18 protein-coding genes are annotated in these 16,080 nt (G+C 71.0%); 7 read left to right on the top strand and 11 right to left on the bottom strand.

What is annotated here, in order from left to right; genetic code table 11:
• The first annotated feature begins 133 nt into the window (after positions 1-133).
• The 7 genes from lepB (AB0K08_RS15100) to AB0K08_RS15070 all read left to right on the top strand — a co-directional run bounded on the left by lepB (AB0K08_RS15100) (position 134) and on the right by AB0K08_RS15070 (position 5,802).
• A complete protein-coding gene (gene lepB, locus AB0K08_RS15100; protein ID WP_363355823.1) occupies positions 134-754 on the top strand; it encodes a signal peptidase I in 621 nt (206 codons plus the stop codon).
• 34 nt (positions 755-788) lie between these two features.
• A complete protein-coding gene (gene lepB, locus AB0K08_RS15095; protein WP_363355821.1) occupies positions 789-1,565 on the top strand; it encodes a signal peptidase I in 777 nt (258 codons plus the stop codon).
• Positions 1,562-2,323: a ribonuclease HII gene (locus tag AB0K08_RS15090; RefSeq protein ID WP_363355819.1), complete on the top strand. Its 762-nt coding sequence runs from the start codon at positions 1,562-1,564 to the stop codon at positions 2,321-2,323. The genes lepB (AB0K08_RS15095) and AB0K08_RS15090 overlap by 4 nt, the downstream gene beginning before the upstream one ends.
• On the top strand, positions 2,320-2,643 hold the full coding sequence (locus AB0K08_RS15085) for a DUF2469 domain-containing protein (RefSeq protein ID WP_363355817.1): 324 nt from the start codon (positions 2,320-2,322) through the stop codon (positions 2,641-2,643). The genes AB0K08_RS15090 and AB0K08_RS15085 overlap by 4 nt, the downstream gene beginning before the upstream one ends.
• 108 nt (positions 2,644-2,751) lie before the next feature.
• Positions 2,752-3,156: a YraN family protein gene (locus AB0K08_RS15080; RefSeq protein WP_363355815.1), complete on the top strand. Its 405-nt coding sequence runs from the start codon at positions 2,752-2,754 to the stop codon at positions 3,154-3,156.
• Positions 3,153-4,349 (top strand): ATP-binding protein, encoded by a 1,197-nt coding sequence (locus AB0K08_RS15075; RefSeq protein WP_363355813.1) that lies wholly within the window; start codon positions 3,153-3,155, stop codon positions 4,347-4,349. The genes AB0K08_RS15080 and AB0K08_RS15075 overlap by 4 nt, the downstream gene beginning before the upstream one ends.
• Positions 4,255-5,802, top strand: a complete 1,548-nt coding sequence (locus AB0K08_RS15070) for a recombinase family protein (protein ID WP_363355811.1) — start codon at positions 4,255-4,257, stop codon at positions 5,800-5,802. The genes AB0K08_RS15075 and AB0K08_RS15070 overlap by 95 nt, the downstream gene beginning before the upstream one ends.
• Here the strand turns inward: AB0K08_RS15070 and AB0K08_RS15065 are convergent.
• The 11 genes from AB0K08_RS15065 to AB0K08_RS15015 form a co-directional block, all read right to left on the bottom strand.
• Positions 5,786-5,986 (bottom strand): hypothetical protein, encoded by a 201-nt coding sequence (locus AB0K08_RS15065; RefSeq protein WP_143554017.1) that lies wholly within the window; start codon positions 5,984-5,986, stop codon positions 5,786-5,788. The two genes, AB0K08_RS15070 and AB0K08_RS15065, sit on opposite strands and share 17 nt — an antisense overlap.
• Positions 5,983-6,591 carry a hypothetical protein gene (locus AB0K08_RS15060; RefSeq protein ID WP_363355808.1) on the bottom strand — a complete coding sequence of 203 codons (609 nt, stop codon included), beginning with the start codon at positions 6,589-6,591 and terminating at the stop codon, positions 5,983-5,985. Before AB0K08_RS15060 ends, AB0K08_RS15065 begins: the two co-directional genes overlap by 4 nt.
• A gap of 14 nt (positions 6,592-6,605) precedes the next feature.
• Positions 6,606-7,085 carry a hypothetical protein gene (locus tag AB0K08_RS15055; RefSeq protein WP_075812474.1) on the bottom strand — a complete coding sequence of 160 codons (480 nt, stop codon included), beginning with the start codon at positions 7,083-7,085 and terminating at the stop codon, positions 6,606-6,608.
• Between the two features lie 78 nt (positions 7,086-7,163).
• On the bottom strand, positions 7,164-8,954 hold the full coding sequence (locus AB0K08_RS15050) for a TraM recognition domain-containing protein (RefSeq protein WP_363355806.1): 1,791 nt from the start codon (positions 8,952-8,954) through the stop codon (positions 7,164-7,166).
• Positions 8,951-9,511 carry a hypothetical protein gene (locus AB0K08_RS15045; protein WP_075812472.1) on the bottom strand — a complete coding sequence of 187 codons (561 nt, stop codon included), beginning with the start codon at positions 9,509-9,511 and terminating at the stop codon, positions 8,951-8,953. The genes AB0K08_RS15050 and AB0K08_RS15045 overlap by 4 nt, the downstream gene beginning before the upstream one ends.
• Entirely contained in the window at positions 9,508-10,995 is a 1,488-nt protein-coding gene (locus AB0K08_RS15040) for an ATP-binding protein (RefSeq protein ID WP_075812470.1), read from the bottom strand. Before AB0K08_RS15040 ends, AB0K08_RS15045 begins: the two co-directional genes overlap by 4 nt.
• Positions 10,992-12,194: a hypothetical protein gene (locus AB0K08_RS15035; RefSeq protein WP_321166358.1), complete on the bottom strand. Its 1,203-nt coding sequence runs from the start codon at positions 12,192-12,194 to the stop codon at positions 10,992-10,994. Before AB0K08_RS15035 ends, AB0K08_RS15040 begins: the two co-directional genes overlap by 4 nt.
• Positions 12,195-12,281: 87 nt before the next feature.
• Entirely contained in the window at positions 12,282-13,754 is a 1,473-nt protein-coding gene (locus AB0K08_RS15030; RefSeq protein WP_075812468.1) for an SCO6880 family protein, read from the bottom strand.
• A gap of 5 nt (positions 13,755-13,759) precedes the next feature.
• Positions 13,760-15,178: a conjugal transfer protein TrbL gene (locus tag AB0K08_RS15025; protein WP_075812466.1), complete on the bottom strand. Its 1,419-nt coding sequence runs from the start codon at positions 15,176-15,178 to the stop codon at positions 13,760-13,762.
• Between the two features lie 41 nt (positions 15,179-15,219).
• Complete coding sequence (locus tag AB0K08_RS15020) at positions 15,220-15,540, bottom strand: DUF6112 family protein (RefSeq protein ID WP_363355802.1); 321 nt, start codon at positions 15,538-15,540, stop codon at positions 15,220-15,222.
• Between the two features lie 181 nt (positions 15,541-15,721).
• Entirely contained in the window at positions 15,722-15,988 is a 267-nt protein-coding gene (locus tag AB0K08_RS15015) for a DUF6112 family protein (RefSeq protein ID WP_075812464.1), read from the bottom strand.
• Positions 15,989-16,080 lie beyond the last annotated feature (92 nt).

Genomic DNA, 16,080 nt, shown 5'->3' with positions numbered 1-16,080 from the left:
CAAACCCCCAATGAGCCGACCACCCCCCAGCAGCCCACCCTTGCCCCAGACCCCATCCCCCCCCCCGCGCCGCGGGCGCCGGACCCCACCCGGGGGCCGGCGCCCGCGGCGTCGTGGTTCCCGGGGCCGGTGGGTGCTGACCGTGGTGGCCGTGGCCCTCGCCTCGGTCCTGGCCTCGGCGCTGGTGCGCAGCACGGTGTCCGAGCCGTACCGGATTCCCTCGGGATCTATGGAGCCGCTGCTGCAGCCGGGCGATCGCATCAGCGTGGACCGGACCGCCTATGACACCACGCAGGTGCGGCGCGGCGACGTGGTGGTGGTGGACGGAGCGGGCAGCTTCGTGCCCTACGAATCCCGGTCCGCCCTGGCGCGATCGGTGGACGGGGCGCTGATGTGGCTCGGCCTGGCGCCGGACACCACGGCGGTCGTCAAGCGGGTGGCCGGCCGGGGCGGAGACACCGTCTCCTGCTGCACCGCCGGCGGATCGCTCTCGGTCAATGGCGAGGCAGTGCCGGAGGACTACCTGGCCGAGCCCCCCGCCTCCGCCGTGCCCTTCACCGCCACGGTGCCCGCGGGACGCCTGTTCCTGCTGGGGGACAACCGGCACCACTCGCTGGATTCCCGCGCCCTGCTCGGCGCCCCCGGCGGGGGGATGATCGCCGAATCCGCGGTGATCGGGAGGGTGACGGGAATCGCGTGGCCACTCGACAGACGCACCTCATGGGAACAGGTCGAGGTATCCGCCGAGCGGTAGAGTGACAGGCTGGACCAGCGGAGAGGACGGCAGGATGGCGGAGGACAGCAGCCCGGGCAGACCGGCGCAGCCTCAGCGCGGCGGCGCTGACCGGCCGGCCGGACCCGATGCCGTGGAGCCCTCCGGCGGCCGCCGGCTCTGGCTCGCCGTCCGCGAGATCGTGCTGATCGTCCTCATCACCATCCTGGCCTCCTTCCTCGTGAAGACCTTCCTGTTCCGCGCCTACTACATCCCCTCCGGCTCCATGGAACAGACGCTGCAGATCAACGACCGGATCTTCGTCAACCTCCTGGTGCCCGGCCCCTTCGAGGTGGCCCGCGGAGACGTGGTGGTCTTCGAGGACACCAAGGGCTGGCTCGGCGAGCCCGCCCCGGTGGCCTCCAACCCGGTCCGCGGGGCCCTCGAATTCATCGGCCTGATGCCCAACTCCTCCGAGCAGCACCTCGTCAAGCGCCTGATCGGGTTGCCCGGCGACCGGGTGGAATGCTGCAGTGCGGAGGGGGCACTCACCGTCAACGGCACCCCCGTCGAGGAGCCCTACCTGCACCCCGGCTCGGCGCCCTCCGACATCCCCTTCGACGTCACCGTGCCGGAAGGGCACATCTGGGTCATGGGCGACCACCGGGACGCCTCGGCCGACTCGCGCATGCACCAGGACGGCCCCGGGGGCGGCTTCATCAGCCTGGACGACGTCACCGGACGCGCCGAGGTCATCGCCTGGCCGCTGTCCCGCTGGGGAGACGCCGGCGGCGACCGCGACGCCTTCGAGCAGGTCCCGGCCCCCGAGGCAGCCCGGACCGGGTCCGGATGACGGCGCGGGCGACCACACCGGCAGCCCGGCCGGCCCCCGTGCTGCCGGATCTGACGCTGGAGCATTCACTCGCCGGCACCCATCGGGCCCGTGTGGGCGCCGGGTCCGGGCCGTTGCTCGTCGCCGGCATGGATGAGGTGGGCCGGGGCGCGCTGGCCGGCCCCGTCAGCGTCGGCGTCGTCGTCGTCCGGATGCCCGACGACGGCCCCCACCCGGCCGTGCGCGACTCCAAGGCCCTGAGCGCCAAGCGCCGGACGGCGCTGGTCCCGGAGATCCTCGCCTGGGGTGCCGCGGCCGCCGTCGGGCATGCCGAACCCGGGGAGATCGACCGGTACGGGATCACCGCGGCCCTCGCCCTGGCCGGGCGGAGGGCCTGGCACCGGGTGGCGGCGGACCTGGGCCGGACCCCGGACCTGTTGCTGCTGGACGGGCGGGACAACTGGCTGCCCAAGGCGCCGGCCCCGCTGTGCGGTGCCCTCGCACCGGGGCCGGGCGCCGTACACCTACAGGTCAAGGCAGACGCGACGTGCGCCTCGGTGGCAGCCGCCTCCATCCTGGCCAAGGTGGAACGCGACGGGCTGATGACCGGGCTGGCGGAGGCCTTCCCCGCCTACGGCTGGGAGGGGAACAAGGGCTACGGGGCGGCCGCGCACCGGCTGGCGATCTCGGCGCAGGGCCCGAGCCCGTACCACCGGATGAGCTGGAACCTCGGTCTGGGGGCGGCTCCGGTCGGGGAACAGGCAGAATGGACGGCATGAGCGGCGACGAACTCGAGAACTACGAATCGGAGATGGAGCTCCAGCTCTACCGGGAATACCGCGATGTGGTGGGACTCTTCCGCTACGTGGTGGAGACCGAGCGGCGCTTCTACCTGGCCAACTCGGTGGACGTGACCGCGCGCGCCGAGGGTGGCGAGGTGTTCTTCGAGGTCCTGCTCGAGGACGCCTGGGTGTGGGACATCTACCGCACCGCGCGCTTCGTCAAACGGGTACGGGTCCTCAGTTTCAAGGACGTCAACGTGGAGGAGCTCCCGCCCCGGGACGACCTGCAGCTGCCCCAGGACGGTCCCGCGGTCTAGGGTCCGCTCCTGCACAGCGCTCCGGCGCGCCGTGGCCGTCCACAGCGGCACCCTCCCCGGCCCCGGCGGGCCCGGCCCTGGCGCAGGGTGGTGGGTGGAGGTGCACCCATGGAGCATGCAGCACCGGCCGGGACCCGGCCGAAGGAATCATCAGCCCACACGGCACTGGGGCGGTTCGGCGAGGACGTGGCCGCCCGGTGGTTGCAGGACCAGGGCTACGAGATCGTGGACCGGAACTGGCGATGCCCCGACGGCGAGATCGACCTGGTGGGGGTCCACCAGGGCTGGTGGGTGGCCGTGGAGGTCAAGACCCGCCGGGGGACCGGGTTCGGTCATCCCTTCGAGGCCATCACGCCACGCAAGCTGCGCCGTCTGCACCGGCTGGCGCTGCTCTGGGCCATCGCCCACCCCGAGTCCCGGCGGCTGGCCGGGTGGCGGGTGGACGCGGTCTCGGTCCTGCTGCCGGCCGGGGGCGGGATGACCGTCGAGGTGCTCAAGGACATCAGGCCGTGAGCGGGCCTCCCGTCATGGGACGGACCCTCGCGGTGGCCCTGACCGGCCTGCACGGCCACCTGGTGGAGGTGGAGGCGGACATCGGCCAGTCCCTGCCCGGGTTCGTGCTGCTGGGGCTGCCGGACCAGTCCCTGCAGGAGAGCCGGGACCGGATCAAGGCCGCGGCCCGGAACTCCGGCCTGCCGCTGACCCGCCGGCACCTGACCGTGAACCTGGTGCCGGCGGCCCTGCACAAGCGGGGGCCCGGCTTCGACTTGGCGATCGTGATGGCGGCCTACGCCGCCGACCGCCGGGTGCGCGGCACGGAAGGCCCCGTCTTCCTGGCGGAGCTCGGGCTGGACGGACGGCTGCGGCATGCCCCGGGGGTGCTGCCGTGCGTGATGGCCGCCGTGGCAGCAGGCCACCCCGAGGTGGTCGTGGCCGAGGAGTCCTGCGCCGAGGCCTCCCTCGTCCCCGGGGCGAGGGTGCGGGGCTTCCGCTCGCTGCACGAGGTGATCGTGGCCTTCGACGGCACACCGGACGCGCCCTTGGCCAGTGCGTTGGCCGATCAGGCCCCGGGGCCCGGCCAGGGGCCCTCCCCGGACGCGGCCGAGGATCCCGGCCCGGTGCCGGATCTCGCGGAGGTCGCCGGACAGTTCGAGGCCCGATTCGCGTTGGAGGTGGCCGCGGCCGGGGGCCACCACCTGTTGCTCGAGGGCAGCCCCGGCGCCGGCAAGACCATGCTGGCCGAGCGGCTGCCGAGCATCCTGCCACCCCTGGACGACCGGACGGCGCTGGAGGCCACCGCCGTACGGTCCCTGACCGGTCAGTCCCAGTCCACCGCCCGGCTCATCCGGCAGGCCCCCTTCCAGGCGCCCCACCACTCGGCCTCCATGGCGGCCCTCGTGGGCGGCGGCACCGGGTTGGCCCGGCCCGGGGCGGCCTCCCTCGCCCACGGGGGTGTGCTGTTCCTGGACGAGGCAAGCAATGGAAAGTGCACCTCCTTATCGAAGGAGGTCACTGATGACGACGAGGACGAAGCAGCCTGGCGCGAACGCGCGGCCGGGTCGGGCGACGCGGGCGGTGGTCTACCCGGCGTTCAATCAGACGGGGCCGAACATGCCGGCCGGGGACACGCGGCCGATCTATCTGTATCTGCGGCTGTCGAAGTATCACAAGGACAAGGCGGATGCGATCGAGCGTCAGCGTCTTGATCTGACCCGCAAGCTCGCCACCGAGGGTGGGTGGACGGTGATGGGTGAGTACATCGACAACGACTCAGCGAGCGCTTCTGCGGCGAAGAGCCGCAAGGGGTGGCGTCAGTTGAACCAGGACATCCAGGCGGGGACGGTTCCGGCGGTGGCGTTCTGGAAGTTGGATCGCACGAACCGGATCGCGGCGAAGTGCATCGAGTGGATCGGGCAGTGCCAACGCTCAGGGGTGTATCTGGTCTCACATCAGGACAGCGCCGATGAGCTGAACACTGCGACCGCGGGGGCGAAGCTGGTGACCGGGATCAAGGCACTGCTCGCGGAGGTTGAGACCGATTCGATGAGCGAGCGGCAGTTGGCGTCGAAGCGGCACCTGGCCGAGGCCGGATTCCATCATGGCGGCACGCCGCCGCTGGGGTGGATGGCTGGCCCGCGTGTGGTCGATGAGTTCGGACGTTCCGGCGTGCGACTGGTGCCACATCCGGTTGAGCATCCGGCGTTGAAAGACGCGGTGGACATGGTGCTGGCGGGCAAAAGCCTGGCTCAGATCGCCCGCTACTGGAGCGACCAGTACGGGATCACCGCTGCCGCGGGCGGGCCGGTGTATGAGGCGACGGTGTACCGGTCGCTGGTCTCGCCCCGGATGATCGGCTACCGGATGCGGCAGGTGCCCGAGCACCAGCGCGGTGTGAAGCTCGACCTGCTGGACCACATCGCCCGGGACGCTTCGGGCGAGCCGGTGATCGCTCAGGAGCCGGTCTGTGATCGGGCGACCTGGTTGCGGGTGCGCCGGCTGTTGGAGGAAGCGAAGACCTCGCGAACCAGGCGACCGTGGGGCTCGCACGAGTGGCTGCTGACCGGGCTGCTGCATTGCCAGTGCGGGGAGCGCCTGTATGGGCATCAGAAGTACCGCAAGCGCGCCTCTGGCGAGCGGGTGCCGGCGTTCGCATACCGCTGCCAAGCCAACAAGGTCCGAGGCCCGGGGAACTGCTCGGGTGGATGCACGATCGATGCGGTCAAGGGCGAGGCATTCGTGCTGGGCTGGTTCTTCGCCCAGATCACCGATGATGCGCTGGCTGCCGTGCGTGCCCGACGGCGTGCCGCTCGGGCTGACGTGGGCATCAACGAGGTGCTGTCCCAGCTCGATGAGGCCAGGGCCGAGCGTGACGCGCTGCTGTCCAAGCAGGGCACCGGGGAGTATCGGGGTGCGATGGTGACGGTGCTGCTGTCGCTGATCGCTGAAGCGCAGCGACGTGTCGATGGTCTCCAGCGACGGTTGGATGCGATGGAGCTGGATGAGTTCCCGATCGAGGACGGCCCAGCGTTGATCGCGTCGTGGAAGGAGAGGACGATCACCGAGAAGCGCGCCTATCTGCGGCGGATGATCCACCGGATCGACGCGCTGCCGGGCACGGCACCGACCGAGGAGCGGTTGAGGATCACTCCGGTCGAGTGAGAGCGTCGGCCACGCTGGCGGCATCGAGCATCGTCGCGATCTGCTCGATCACGTCCTGCGAGGCCGGTTGGGTGTCGCGCCGGAGCGTCCCGGCCCGCCACCCGGCGGCGAAAGCCGCATGGGCGGGCTCGGCGACGACCTGGCCCACCTCAGCCGGAGGTGGGCAGGTCGTATCGGTGCTCACGGTTCCTCTCCGGCGATCGCGGCGAAGAACTCCTCCTCGGCTTGCCGGCGTCGCTCGACGTCGGCGATCATGAAGTCCACGAACTCGCTTTCGCGGTCGGCGATGATGACGTCTTCGACCGGCGGGGCGGGGTCCTCGCCGGGCCAGGTGGTCTGGCGGGTGGGCCGGTCTCGGTCGAGGCGGGTGCCGGAGGCGGCGACCCATTCGCGTAGCCGGTTGCGGGCGTCGGCGAAGTCGCGGTGCCAGCCGAGCGGGGCGCTGCCGCTCATGTCGGGGTCGTAGGCGCACAGCCAGTGCAGGTGCAGTGCGGACAGTTCCCAGACCAGCTCGGGGTGGTGGTGCCAGAACGGTGGGATCACGCTGGCGGGCAGTCCGTAGGTGGTGCGCAGCCATCGGACCCACCGGTTCAGCTCGAACCATTCGACCTCGGCGTCGGCGGCGGTGAGCAGGTTCCAGTTGATCGGGTGCGGAGGCTCGGCAACCAGCGGGTCGTCGTCCGGGACGAGGTTGTCTTCGTCCAGCTCGTCCAACTCGTCCAACTCGTTCAACTCGTTCAGTTCGTCGGGGTCGTCCAGGTGTTCGGGGTGGGGAGTGTGTTCGTTCATCGGTCTGCCGCCCCTCACATGCTGATCGCTGGCGCGGTGCTGGCTGGCCGGCGGTCGGGCGGGTTGAACGCCGCTGCGTCCCGCTCGGCGGTGCGTGCCGGTGTGGTGTGCTCGGGGGCGGTCTGTTCGGGGCCGGTGCGGCGGGCGCTGCGGTCCACGTCGTAGCGGGTGTAGGCGGTGTCGTGACCGATGCCGGTGACGACGAAGACCTCCCCTTCCATGCCGGTGTCGGCCTTGGGGAACTTGCGGACATAGCCCTGGGCGATGAACCGGTCGCCGGGGACGTAGTTGTCCATGATTCGCTGCACGTTGTCGTCGTAGGCGACGAAGGTGTCGTAGGTCTTGCCGAGGTCGGTGAACGAGCCGTCTTCCTCGCGGTGCTTGCGTTCCTGCCCGAACCGCACCTTCACGTACAGGGCGCCGTCCTGGGTCTCCAGCTCGCGGGGATCTTTGGCGATGAACCCCCGGATCGAGGGTCGCGAGTTGATCGACATGCTGTGCTCCTGCCCGTGTCAGGCCGCGTCAACGGTGCGCGGCTACACCAGGCAGGTGCACGACCGGCTCCCCGTGCGTCAGGTCGCCGCCGGGCGCCGCAGCAGTGCCTCGATGGCCGAGCGGTCCTTGCCGAGCTGGGCGGCGTCGGGGCGGGTGGGCCAGGCGCGCAGGTCGGTCACGATCGGCGGCGCACTACGGAGGAGGGTGATGCCGGTGCCGAAGGGCAGGGTGCGGATGCGGTCGGGCGGCAGGATCGGCACTCTCCTGATGGAGCGTTGGTTCGATCTCGTGCCGTGATCGCCCAGGGTCACGGAGTCGGTGTACTCGTCGCGTTCGCCGATGAGGGAGGACAGGTCTTGGAGGTCTCGGGAGTTGGAGGCGCCGCCGAGGATGATCTTGACGATGCTCGCGTCCCAGATGGCGCCGGCGGCGTTGTCGCCCCACTTCTCCCGTGCCTGTGCCAGTGACTGCAAGACGGCGAGGCAGGTGATACCGGTGCCGCCGCCCTCGGCCATCAGTGTCGGCAGCGAGGGCAACGGTGAGAGGTTGCCGATCTCATCCAGCGCGAGCAGCAGTGGTGGGTCGAGCCGGGCGCCGGGTGAGCGGGCGGCGAGGCGGCGGGCGGCTTCCACGAGGTCTTCCACGAACGCCGCCACCAGGGCCGCGGACGCTCCGGCCCCCGCACCGGTCGCGAGCAGATACAGCGTGCCGCGTTGGGTGAGGAAGGCTTCGGGGTCGAAGTCCTCACCCGCTCGTGGGGTGACGGCGTCCAGGACGCGCGGGTCAGCCAGGGCGGAGAGGGCGAGGGAGACGCCTTGCCAGATGGAGTCTCGGGTCTTGGGGTCGGAGTCGATCATCGCCCCGAGCGAGTCCGCCCATCCGGTCGCTGCGTTCGGGTGGTTGGTGAGGACGGCGACGGCTTCGGCGGCGATGGAGGGGTCCAGGGTCCACCGGAACAGTTCGGCCGGTGGCCGGCCGTCCAGGGCGGCGGCGTGCAGCAGCGCTTGGAGGGCGGTGCGTGTCTTGCCTTCCCAGAACCCGCCGGACTCCACACCGCCACTGCTGAGCCCGGTGGCTGAGGCGAGGCCCGTGGCGCGGACCATCGCCGTCAGCGGGTCCTCGCAGCCGCGGACCGGGGACCATCGCAGTCCGGCGGGGACGCCTTCGGCGAGGTGCTGGGGATCGAACACCCCCACCGGTCGGCCGTCGCGCTGGCGGGCGCGGAGGGTGGCGGTGAGGTTGTCCGGTCGCGTCGAGGTGGTGACGACGGCACCGGGCGCGTCCAAGATGGCGTTGATCACCACGTGGAGCCCTTTGCCGGAGCGGGGTGGGCCGAGCAGCAGGATCGAGTCCTCGACCGATGCCCAGACCTGTTTGCCGAGGCTGGTGCCAAGCAGGTAGCCCACATCCGCCGGTGCGGGAGCCTCCAGGGAGGGGCGGAGTGTGCTGGCGCGGCGCAGCAGTGCCTTCCCGGAGGCGGTCTGGCTGACTTCGTGCCCGGTGGCGGTGCCGGCGAGGCGGCGGGGGTCGGTCTCGGTCTTGCGGGTGTGGCGGCGCAGCCGCACCCACACCCACCCGCCACCGACCGAGAGGCCGGCGAGCAGGACGGCGGTGACGATCCAGTAGACGACCGGGTTCAGCCCGGCGGCGGCGTCGAGAGCGACGGCGGGGTCGCCGGGGTTGAACAGCACTCCGAGCCCGGACGCCGGTCCCGCGGCGGGTTGGGCGGTGCCGGTGAGGAACGCCGCCACGCTGCCGGCGGCGCGCAGGACGAGCGCGACGCCGAACATCCCGACGAGGGCGATGAGGGCGGCGTTGGTCAACTCGTCCCCGAACGAGCCGGTCTGACGACCCTGCGGGCTGCTCACGGTACCCGCCTGACCACAGTGGTGCCGGAGATGCGCCCATACAGCACCACCTCGTGCGGGCTCTCGGCCAAGGCGTCGAGCTGGCGTTGGTCGAGGAGAGCGCGGGCGGCGCCGGTGCCGGTGGCGTCAGTGTGGGCGACGATGACGGCGACGGCGATGTCCTCGCCGGGCACGAACCCGTCCCCGGTGACCTCAACCAGCACCGGCGGCTGCTGCTGGCGGGCACGCCGGCCACGGCGCGTCGGTGCCGCGGTGCTGTCTGCTTCGGAGGCGGGGCGTCGGCGGGTGTGGATGAGGTCGGTGAACACGGTCCCGTCGACCTCACGGACCTCGATCCGCACCGCGATGGTGCGGTCCTTGGTCACCGCGTCCAGCAGCAGCCCGAAGGTGCCACGTGTCCACTCCGAACCCGCGGCAGGGGGCGGGAACGGCGTGCCGTCGACGGTGACGTCCAGGGTGCTGTTCTCGGTGACGATGATGACGACGTGGGGCAGCACCACCGGTGTCTCGTCGGGCTGCTGGGACGAGGTGTGGTGCAGCGGGTTGCGGCCACTCATGACTGACCGCCCAGGTAGCGGGCATCGGTCCGGAACAGGTCCAGCTCGACGGGATGGAGTTGGTGTTGCGAAATGAAACTCCTGGACTTGATCTTCCACAGCCCCTGTCCGACCCCGAGGGTGGGGAGGAGCTTCTGCTCGGTACCGGTCAGCCCGAGGGCCTTCGCGGTCGGGCCGAGCTGGTCGGACTCTTGCCGGTAGACGATCCGGGTCTCGGCGTTCGCGAGCAGGCTGTTGGCGAGGGAGCGCATGGCCGAGCCTTGGTCGCCCACGTTGTCGAGGTCGGTGAGCTTGTGGAAGATCAGCATGTTCGCGATCCCGTAGTGCCGTGCCAGCCTCCAGTGCGCGTCCATCCGCCGTAGCAGGGCGGGGTGGGACATGAGGCGCCATGCTTCGTCGTAGATCACCCACCGCTGCCCACCATTGGGGTCCAGCAGCGCCGATTCTATCCACGCGCTGGAGCACGTCATCAGGACGCTGATGAGGGTGGAGTTCTCGGTGACGCGCGACAGGTCGAGGGAGATCATCGGCAGCGACGGGTCGAAGGCGACGGTGCTCGGGCCGTCAAATAGGCCGCCGAGGTCCCCGGCGACGAGGCGGCGTAGGGCGTGACCGACGAGCCGGCCGTCCTCCGCCAGGCGACCATCCGGAGCATCGGTCGGGCTGAGGATGTGGTCGACGACCATCGGCAGGATCGGCACGGTGTTCTCGGCAACGGTGGCGGTCAGGGCGAGGTCGATCGCGGTGTGCTCCAGCGGCGTCAACCCCCGCGCGAGCACGGTCTCGGCGAGGGCGCCGATCAGGTCACGACGCCGGGAGGCGACCGTGGAGGCCCACTGTTCATCCGAGAGACCGGAGGGCCGGTGGCCTTCATCGAGCGGGTTGAGGCGGGTGTGGAGGCCGTGGCCCAGCACGATGGCCCGCCCGCCGACCGCTTCGGCGACGCCGGTGTGCTCGCCCTTCGGGTCGCCGGGCACGTAGACGCGGCGCCCGAACGGCAACGAGCGGGTGTAGAGGGACTTGGCGAGTGAGGACTTGCCGGAGCCAACGATGCCGGCCAGCACGATGTTGGGTGCGGTGATGATCCCGCGCGCGTAGAGCACCCAGGGGTCGTAGACGAACGATCCGCCGGAGTAGAGGTCTTGCCCGACGAACACGCCATCGGAGCCGAGGCCGCCTTCGGCGACGAACGGATACGCCCCGGCCAGCGTCGCGGACGTGTCTTGATGGCGGGGCAGCCGGAACCGGCCCGGCGATTTGAGTGCCGCCGGGCCGGGTTCGCCGGCGGCCGGTAGGTAGGTCGTCGCGCGCCGCTCAGCCTTCTCGGCTTTGGCCTTTGCCCGTGCCGCCCCCTTTTCGACTGCGCGTTGTTCGGCTTGGAGGCGGGCGGCGGCCTGTCGGCGTTGCTTGCGCAGTCGGCGGCGTTCGGCGGCAGGGGCGACCAGGACGGATGTGTGCAGCCGCTCGGGCTCCGTGCCGGTCACAGGGACAGCCCTCGCCCGGCCGATCCGGTCGTGCGGGCGGGTCCGGCGAACCAGTCCTTGTCCGCGCCGAGGGCCGTCCGCCGCGTGGCGGACGCCTGCGCCGGCTGAGGTGCGGGCGGGGCGCCGATCCCGGTGATCGCCTCCCGCGCCGGCACCACGGCGTCTTCGAGGACGTCGGAGGCTGGTGCGTACTCGCGGAGGAGGCTGACGTGTCCGGCGAACGGGTTGTAGGTGAGGGTGTAGCCGTCTTCGCCGGTGATCACCCTGTCCAGTGCGCCGGTCGGGGGCTCGTCGTAGACGTAGCCGTTCTCCAGCGCTGCCTGGGTGGTCTCCTCCCCGTAGTCCCAGCCCTTCAGGTGCTCGACGCCCGCGGCGGTGCCGTCCCGGTCGATCAGGTCCAGCACTTCGTCGGCGTCCTCGCCTTGCAGGAACACCACGTTGATCCACCGGCGCTCAGGCCGGGACGCTTCGGCTATAGCCGTCCGTTCGGCGGGTTCGGTGAGTTCGGTGAGGGCGTCGGCGTTGGTGCGGGCGGCCTCGGCCACCCAGCTCGGGAACAGACCTGCGTGCTCGGGCTCGGTGTCGGGGTGGTCGAGGGCGTACTGACGGGCTTCACCGGCGGCGCCGAGGAAGGTCGCGAGGTCGTGGATCGCGTGGTCGGGGCCGACGGGCTGGCCGGCGCCGGTGAACAGGTCCCGTCCCTCCAGCTCCTGCCCGGTGGTGGTGTCCGTGATGCGGTAGGCGTAGCGCTGGTGCTCACCCACCGGGGCATCGGGCCAGACCGTCAGTCTCAGCGTCCCCGCCGTCGCGGTGGACGTGGCGGGGTCGTGGTCGAGCCCGGCTTGCGCGGGTGCGGGGTGCCAGGCGATGCGACCCGAGTGGGAGAACGCGGCGTTGAGGTGGTCGTGGGCCTGGTCGAGCAGGGTGCCGGCCTGGTGCAGCTCGTCCGCGGCGGCGAGGGCTGAGCGATCACCGGCGAGGTGGTCGCCGTCGTCGTGGTGCGCGCGTTCGCGGTGGGCGAGGTGGGTGGCGGCGAGCTGGTCGAGCACCTGCCGCAGCGACCGCATGGCCGCGGTGAGGTCGCCGAACACGGTGTAGGTGTCGGCCGGGCCATCGAATACGCGGGATGCGTGGGCGAGACCGCGTATCGCCTCGGATGCTTCGGCGGCATCGGCGAGTGGGTCGTGGAACGTGGGCATGACGGCCTCCCTGGACGCGGGCGAGTACCCCCGCGATTCGGGGGCCACCGGTCAGGTGCACCATCGCTCCCACGCGCGGCGGCCGGGTCAGATTCGGCGGCAGAGCGGGAGCGCGGCGGCGGTGAACGCGGCGGCTTGCTGCCCGACGAGGAGGCGGGTCTCGCAGGAGGCCTGGATCGCGGCCTGCTCGATCGCCGCCACGCCCGCGTCGAGTTCTTCCACGGTGGGGGCGGAGACGGCGATCAGGCCGGTGTAGCGCAGCACGCCGTGGCCGGCGGTGAGGTCGGCTTCCTGCTGTAGCACGTCGTGGTACTCCGCGGTCTGGGCGGCGTCCTCGATCTGTCCGATCTTCGCCCGTTGCGCCTGGTCGGAGATGTGCTCGACCTTCTTCTTGCGGATGTCGCGGGCGGCCTGATCGGAGCGCATCGGCGTGCACAGCAACGAGAACGACCGCTGAATCCCCGTCGAGAGGAGCACCGGGGACAGGAACCCCGGATACACCAGCGAGCGGGGCCATTCGGAGACCCACAGCACCGCGTGGTGGGCCGAGTCGGTGCGCAGCCGCGCCCAGGACTCGTTGACGGCGACCGGGCCGGCGGTGGCGAGGGACTGGCCAAGCTGCCCGTGGCGTTCGAGGGTGGCGGCGATCGCCGGGTCATACGCGCTGCGGAGGATCACCGCGATCTGTCCCGGCGAGAGCCACCCGGACGGTAACAGGTCGGCCGAGCGCAGGGCGGCGACCAGGGTGTTCATCTCCTGTCGCAGCACCGCGGCGGCACCGCGCAGGCCGCCGCCGGCGGTCCTGATCTGCCGCGCGCTCGCGTTCATGTCCAGCGCCAGCGACAGCGTGGTCGCGTGCCGTTCCCCGGCCGGGCCGGCGCGGTCGATCAGCTCCGCATATGTCTGTGCGGCCCAGGAGTCATCCGCCGTGCCGTGGGCTTCCCACCACTCCGCGAGTCCGGTGCCGGAGTCCGGCAGCGTCCGCTCCAGCACCTGCAAGGTGGCGATGCGTCCCGACCGGCACACGGTGGCGAGCACGCGGCCCCAGGACGTGACCCGTCGTTCCTGCTCGCCCGGGTCGAGGAGCACGAAGGCGGGGTGGGTGACCTCGCAGACCACGGTCAGCGTGCCGGCGGTGGGGTCGTGGATCATCCCAGCCTCGGTTTCGGGGTCGGTGTACTCCCGCAGCCGCGCCTGGTCGCCGGGCAGTGCCAGCGTCCCGACCGGGCGGGGCTTGACGACTCGGCGCCGGTAGAGGAGCTGTCCGCCGGTGGTGCGCCAGAGCCACCAGACCGCGACCGGCAGCCATTCCACCGCCGGACGCCCCGCTACGGGTATCCACGTCAGGCAGGCGGCGATCACCCAGACGGGGGCGGTGTAGGCGAGCAGGAGGCCGCCCCCGGCGTAGAGGGCACCGACAATCGAGAGGATGCCGATGGCGAGGGTGATGAGCTGCGAGAGCGAGAGTCCAAGGAGGATGCCGCGGCGGGTGAGGCGGGAGAACTTCACCGGCACCAGCTCGCCCGACGACGCGGCGGGCTCGTTCTGCTTCGCGGACATGGCGGCTACTCCTTGCCGGTCGGCTTCGGCGCCGGGGGCGGTGGCTGCTTCGGCGGACGCGAACCCGGCGCCGAGGGGCCTGCCGATGGCGTCTTGGGAGCCGGAGTCGAGGGCGGGGGTGCCTGCGCGGCCGGTGGCGGGGTGGTGTCGGTCTGGCCCGCGGAGTCGGCGGCGCTGTCACCCTGATTGCCGAGAGCCTTGCCGGCCTTGGGACCGGCGGTGGCGGCGTCTTTGGCGACTTTCGCGGCCACCACCGCGGCGGCGGCTGGGCCAGCCGCCGCACCCGCCCTAGCCCCAGCGCCCGCTCCGGCCCCGCCACCGGCACCGGCTCCTGCGGAGCTGCCGGCGGCGGTCTTGCCGCCTGCGCCAGCCGTGCCGCTGGAGGCGGGTGCGGGGTTCTTCGGCTCCGGCGGCTTCTTCCCGCCACCTCCAGGACCGCCGCCGTCGTTGTCACCGTCGAGGACCTTCTTCGGCTCCGCGCCGCCCTGCGGCTTCGAGGGGGTGGGGACGGGTCGGTTGAGGGCGTTCTTCGCGTCCTGTTCGGAGCCGATGGCGTGGTACATGTCGAACCCGACGAACGCGATGAACTTATACGTCAGGTAGGGCGCGAACGCGGCCATCGCCATCAGCACGATCCCCGCGATCGGGTCGGCCACCGAGGCCAGGTCCCCATCGATCGGCGCGCTGACCTGGGTGATGGCGACGAGGAACATCACGACCAGGACGAGCTTGGAGCAGATCAGGGCGATGACGAACATCGTCCACTTGCTGATCCACCCCCGGCTGGCGTCCCACGAGGCCCCGGAGAAGGCGAGGGGGGCGAACACGATCGCCACCAGCAGCAGCGCCTTGCGCACCAGTAGTGAGAGCCAGACGATCGCGGCAGCGGCGATGGCGAGGCCGGCGAGGAAGATGGTGATGATCGCGCCGACTCCTGGTGCGGCGATGTTGATTCCGACCAGGCCGGCGGCGAGCAGGGCGATCTTGTCGCCCATGCTCTCGGTGGTCTCCCCGGCGGCCTGGATGATCCCGACGCAGAGCTGGTCCACGATCTCCAGCAGCAGGGCGGTCAGGGTGATGACCACGAACGACCCGAGCACGCTCTTGGCGAGCCCAAGGGCCGCTCTCGACAGTGCGGTGGGGTCGCGTCTGATGAGTCCGGTGATGAGTTGGAGGCAGAAGAAGATCAGCATCACGAAGATCGCGATGCCGAACAGGATGTTGTAGACCGCCACGTACTCATCGCTGGTGACATCCACGAGGGTGGTGGTGTCGAACACCGACCAGACGGCCTCGAAGAGCCAGCCGGCGGCGGCGCCCATCGCGCCGGCGAGCCAGTCGAACGGGGCGGAGACCAGGCTGGCTGCGGCTTCGCCGGCGGTGTCGCAGACGGTCGAGACCAGGGGGATATCGCATACACCCACCGCAGATCACTCCTCAGAAGTTGAGACGTTTGGTGGGTGGGTCAGACCTGCTGGCCGACGTTCCAGAAGAAGTTGATGAGCGTCACCGAGGCGCCGCAGATGACGGCGGCGCCGCAGCTCACGAGGACGCCGATCTTGCCTCTGCCCGCGAGGTGGGGGTTGGAGCTGTTGGCGCCGAAGCCCCACACGATCGCGCTGATGATGAGGGCGAGGACGGAGAGGATGAGGCCGACCGTCATGACGGCGCCGACGATGGTGCGCAACTGCGCGATGCCGGGCAGGCCGTCACTGTTGGGGTCGATGTTGATGTCCATCGGCACCACGACGGGTGCGGCGAGAAGGGCGGTGGCGAGGTCGAACACGATGGGCTCCTGACGGATGCGGACCCGCCGCGAAGGCGGGGAACACGGACGGGGTTCACGCATCAGGTGCGCGCACACGTCCACGCACCGCGCCCGCCCGCCGAGAGGCCCGCGACAGACGGATGTCGCACCCGGGGCAGGGTGAGACGGCATCGGTGGCGATGGTTGCGCAGGGCGGGTGTCAGAGTTGGTCGCCGAGGGCGATAAGCCAGTTCATCCATGCCACTCCGCCGCCGGCCAGCACGGCGGCGCCGAGGGCGACGAGGACGCCGGTGCGGCCCTTGCCGGCCATGACGTGGTTGCCGTTCGCGGCGGCGATGGCCCACACGATCGCGGAGACGATCAGCATCAGCACCGCGACGATCAGCACGAACGTCAGCAGCGCGCCGATCACGGCCCGCAGGTCGCCGATGCCGCCGAGCCCGTCGAAGTCGGGGAACACGTTCATGCCGCATCACCACTGGCGTGCCCTTCGCGGGTGCAGCGGGTAGACGCGATGCTGGTGGTGTCCGATGATCGAACTGCCGGAATAGCCCTCAT

The organism is Citricoccus sp. NPDC055426 (assembly GCF_040677445.1).
Taxonomy (GTDB): Bacteria; Actinomycetota; Actinomycetes; order Actinomycetales; family Micrococcaceae; genus Citricoccus.
This window is presented reverse-complemented; position numbering and strand designations above follow the sequence as displayed.

Bases quoted from the DNA above. Each gene is read 5' to 3' on its own strand.
- lepB (WP_363355821.1), top strand. From the start codon at position 789: ATGGCGGAGGACAGCAGCCCGGGCAGACCGGCGCAGCCTCAGCGCGGC.
- AB0K08_RS15090 (WP_363355819.1), top strand. From the start codon at position 1,562: ATGACGGCGCGGGCGACCACACCGGCAGCCCGGCCGGCCCCCGTGCTG.
- AB0K08_RS15085 (WP_363355817.1), top strand. From the start codon at position 2,320: ATGAGCGGCGACGAACTCGAGAACTACGAATCGGAGATGGAGCTCCAG.
- AB0K08_RS15080 (WP_363355815.1), top strand. From the start codon at position 2,752: ATGGAGCATGCAGCACCGGCCGGGACCCGGCCGAAGGAATCATCAGCC.
- AB0K08_RS15070 (WP_363355811.1), top strand. From the start codon at position 4,255: ATGCCGGCCGGGGACACGCGGCCGATCTATCTGTATCTGCGGCTGTCG.
- AB0K08_RS15060 (WP_363355808.1), bottom strand. From the start codon at position 6,591: ATGAACGAACACACTCCCCACCCCGAACACCTGGACGACCCCGACGAA.
- AB0K08_RS15055 (WP_075812474.1), bottom strand. From the start codon at position 7,085: ATGTCGATCAACTCGCGACCCTCGATCCGGGGGTTCATCGCCAAAGAT.
- AB0K08_RS15045 (WP_075812472.1), bottom strand. From the start codon at position 9,511: ATGAGTGGCCGCAACCCGCTGCACCACACCTCGTCCCAGCAGCCCGAC.
- AB0K08_RS15035 (WP_321166358.1), bottom strand. From the start codon at position 12,194: ATGCCCACGTTCCACGACCCACTCGCCGATGCCGCCGAAGCATCCGAG.
- AB0K08_RS15030 (WP_075812468.1), bottom strand. From the start codon at position 13,754: ATGTCCGCGAAGCAGAACGAGCCCGCCGCGTCGTCGGGCGAGCTGGTG.
- AB0K08_RS15015 (WP_075812464.1), bottom strand. From the start codon at position 15,988: ATGAACGTGTTCCCCGACTTCGACGGGCTCGGCGGCATCGGCGACCTG.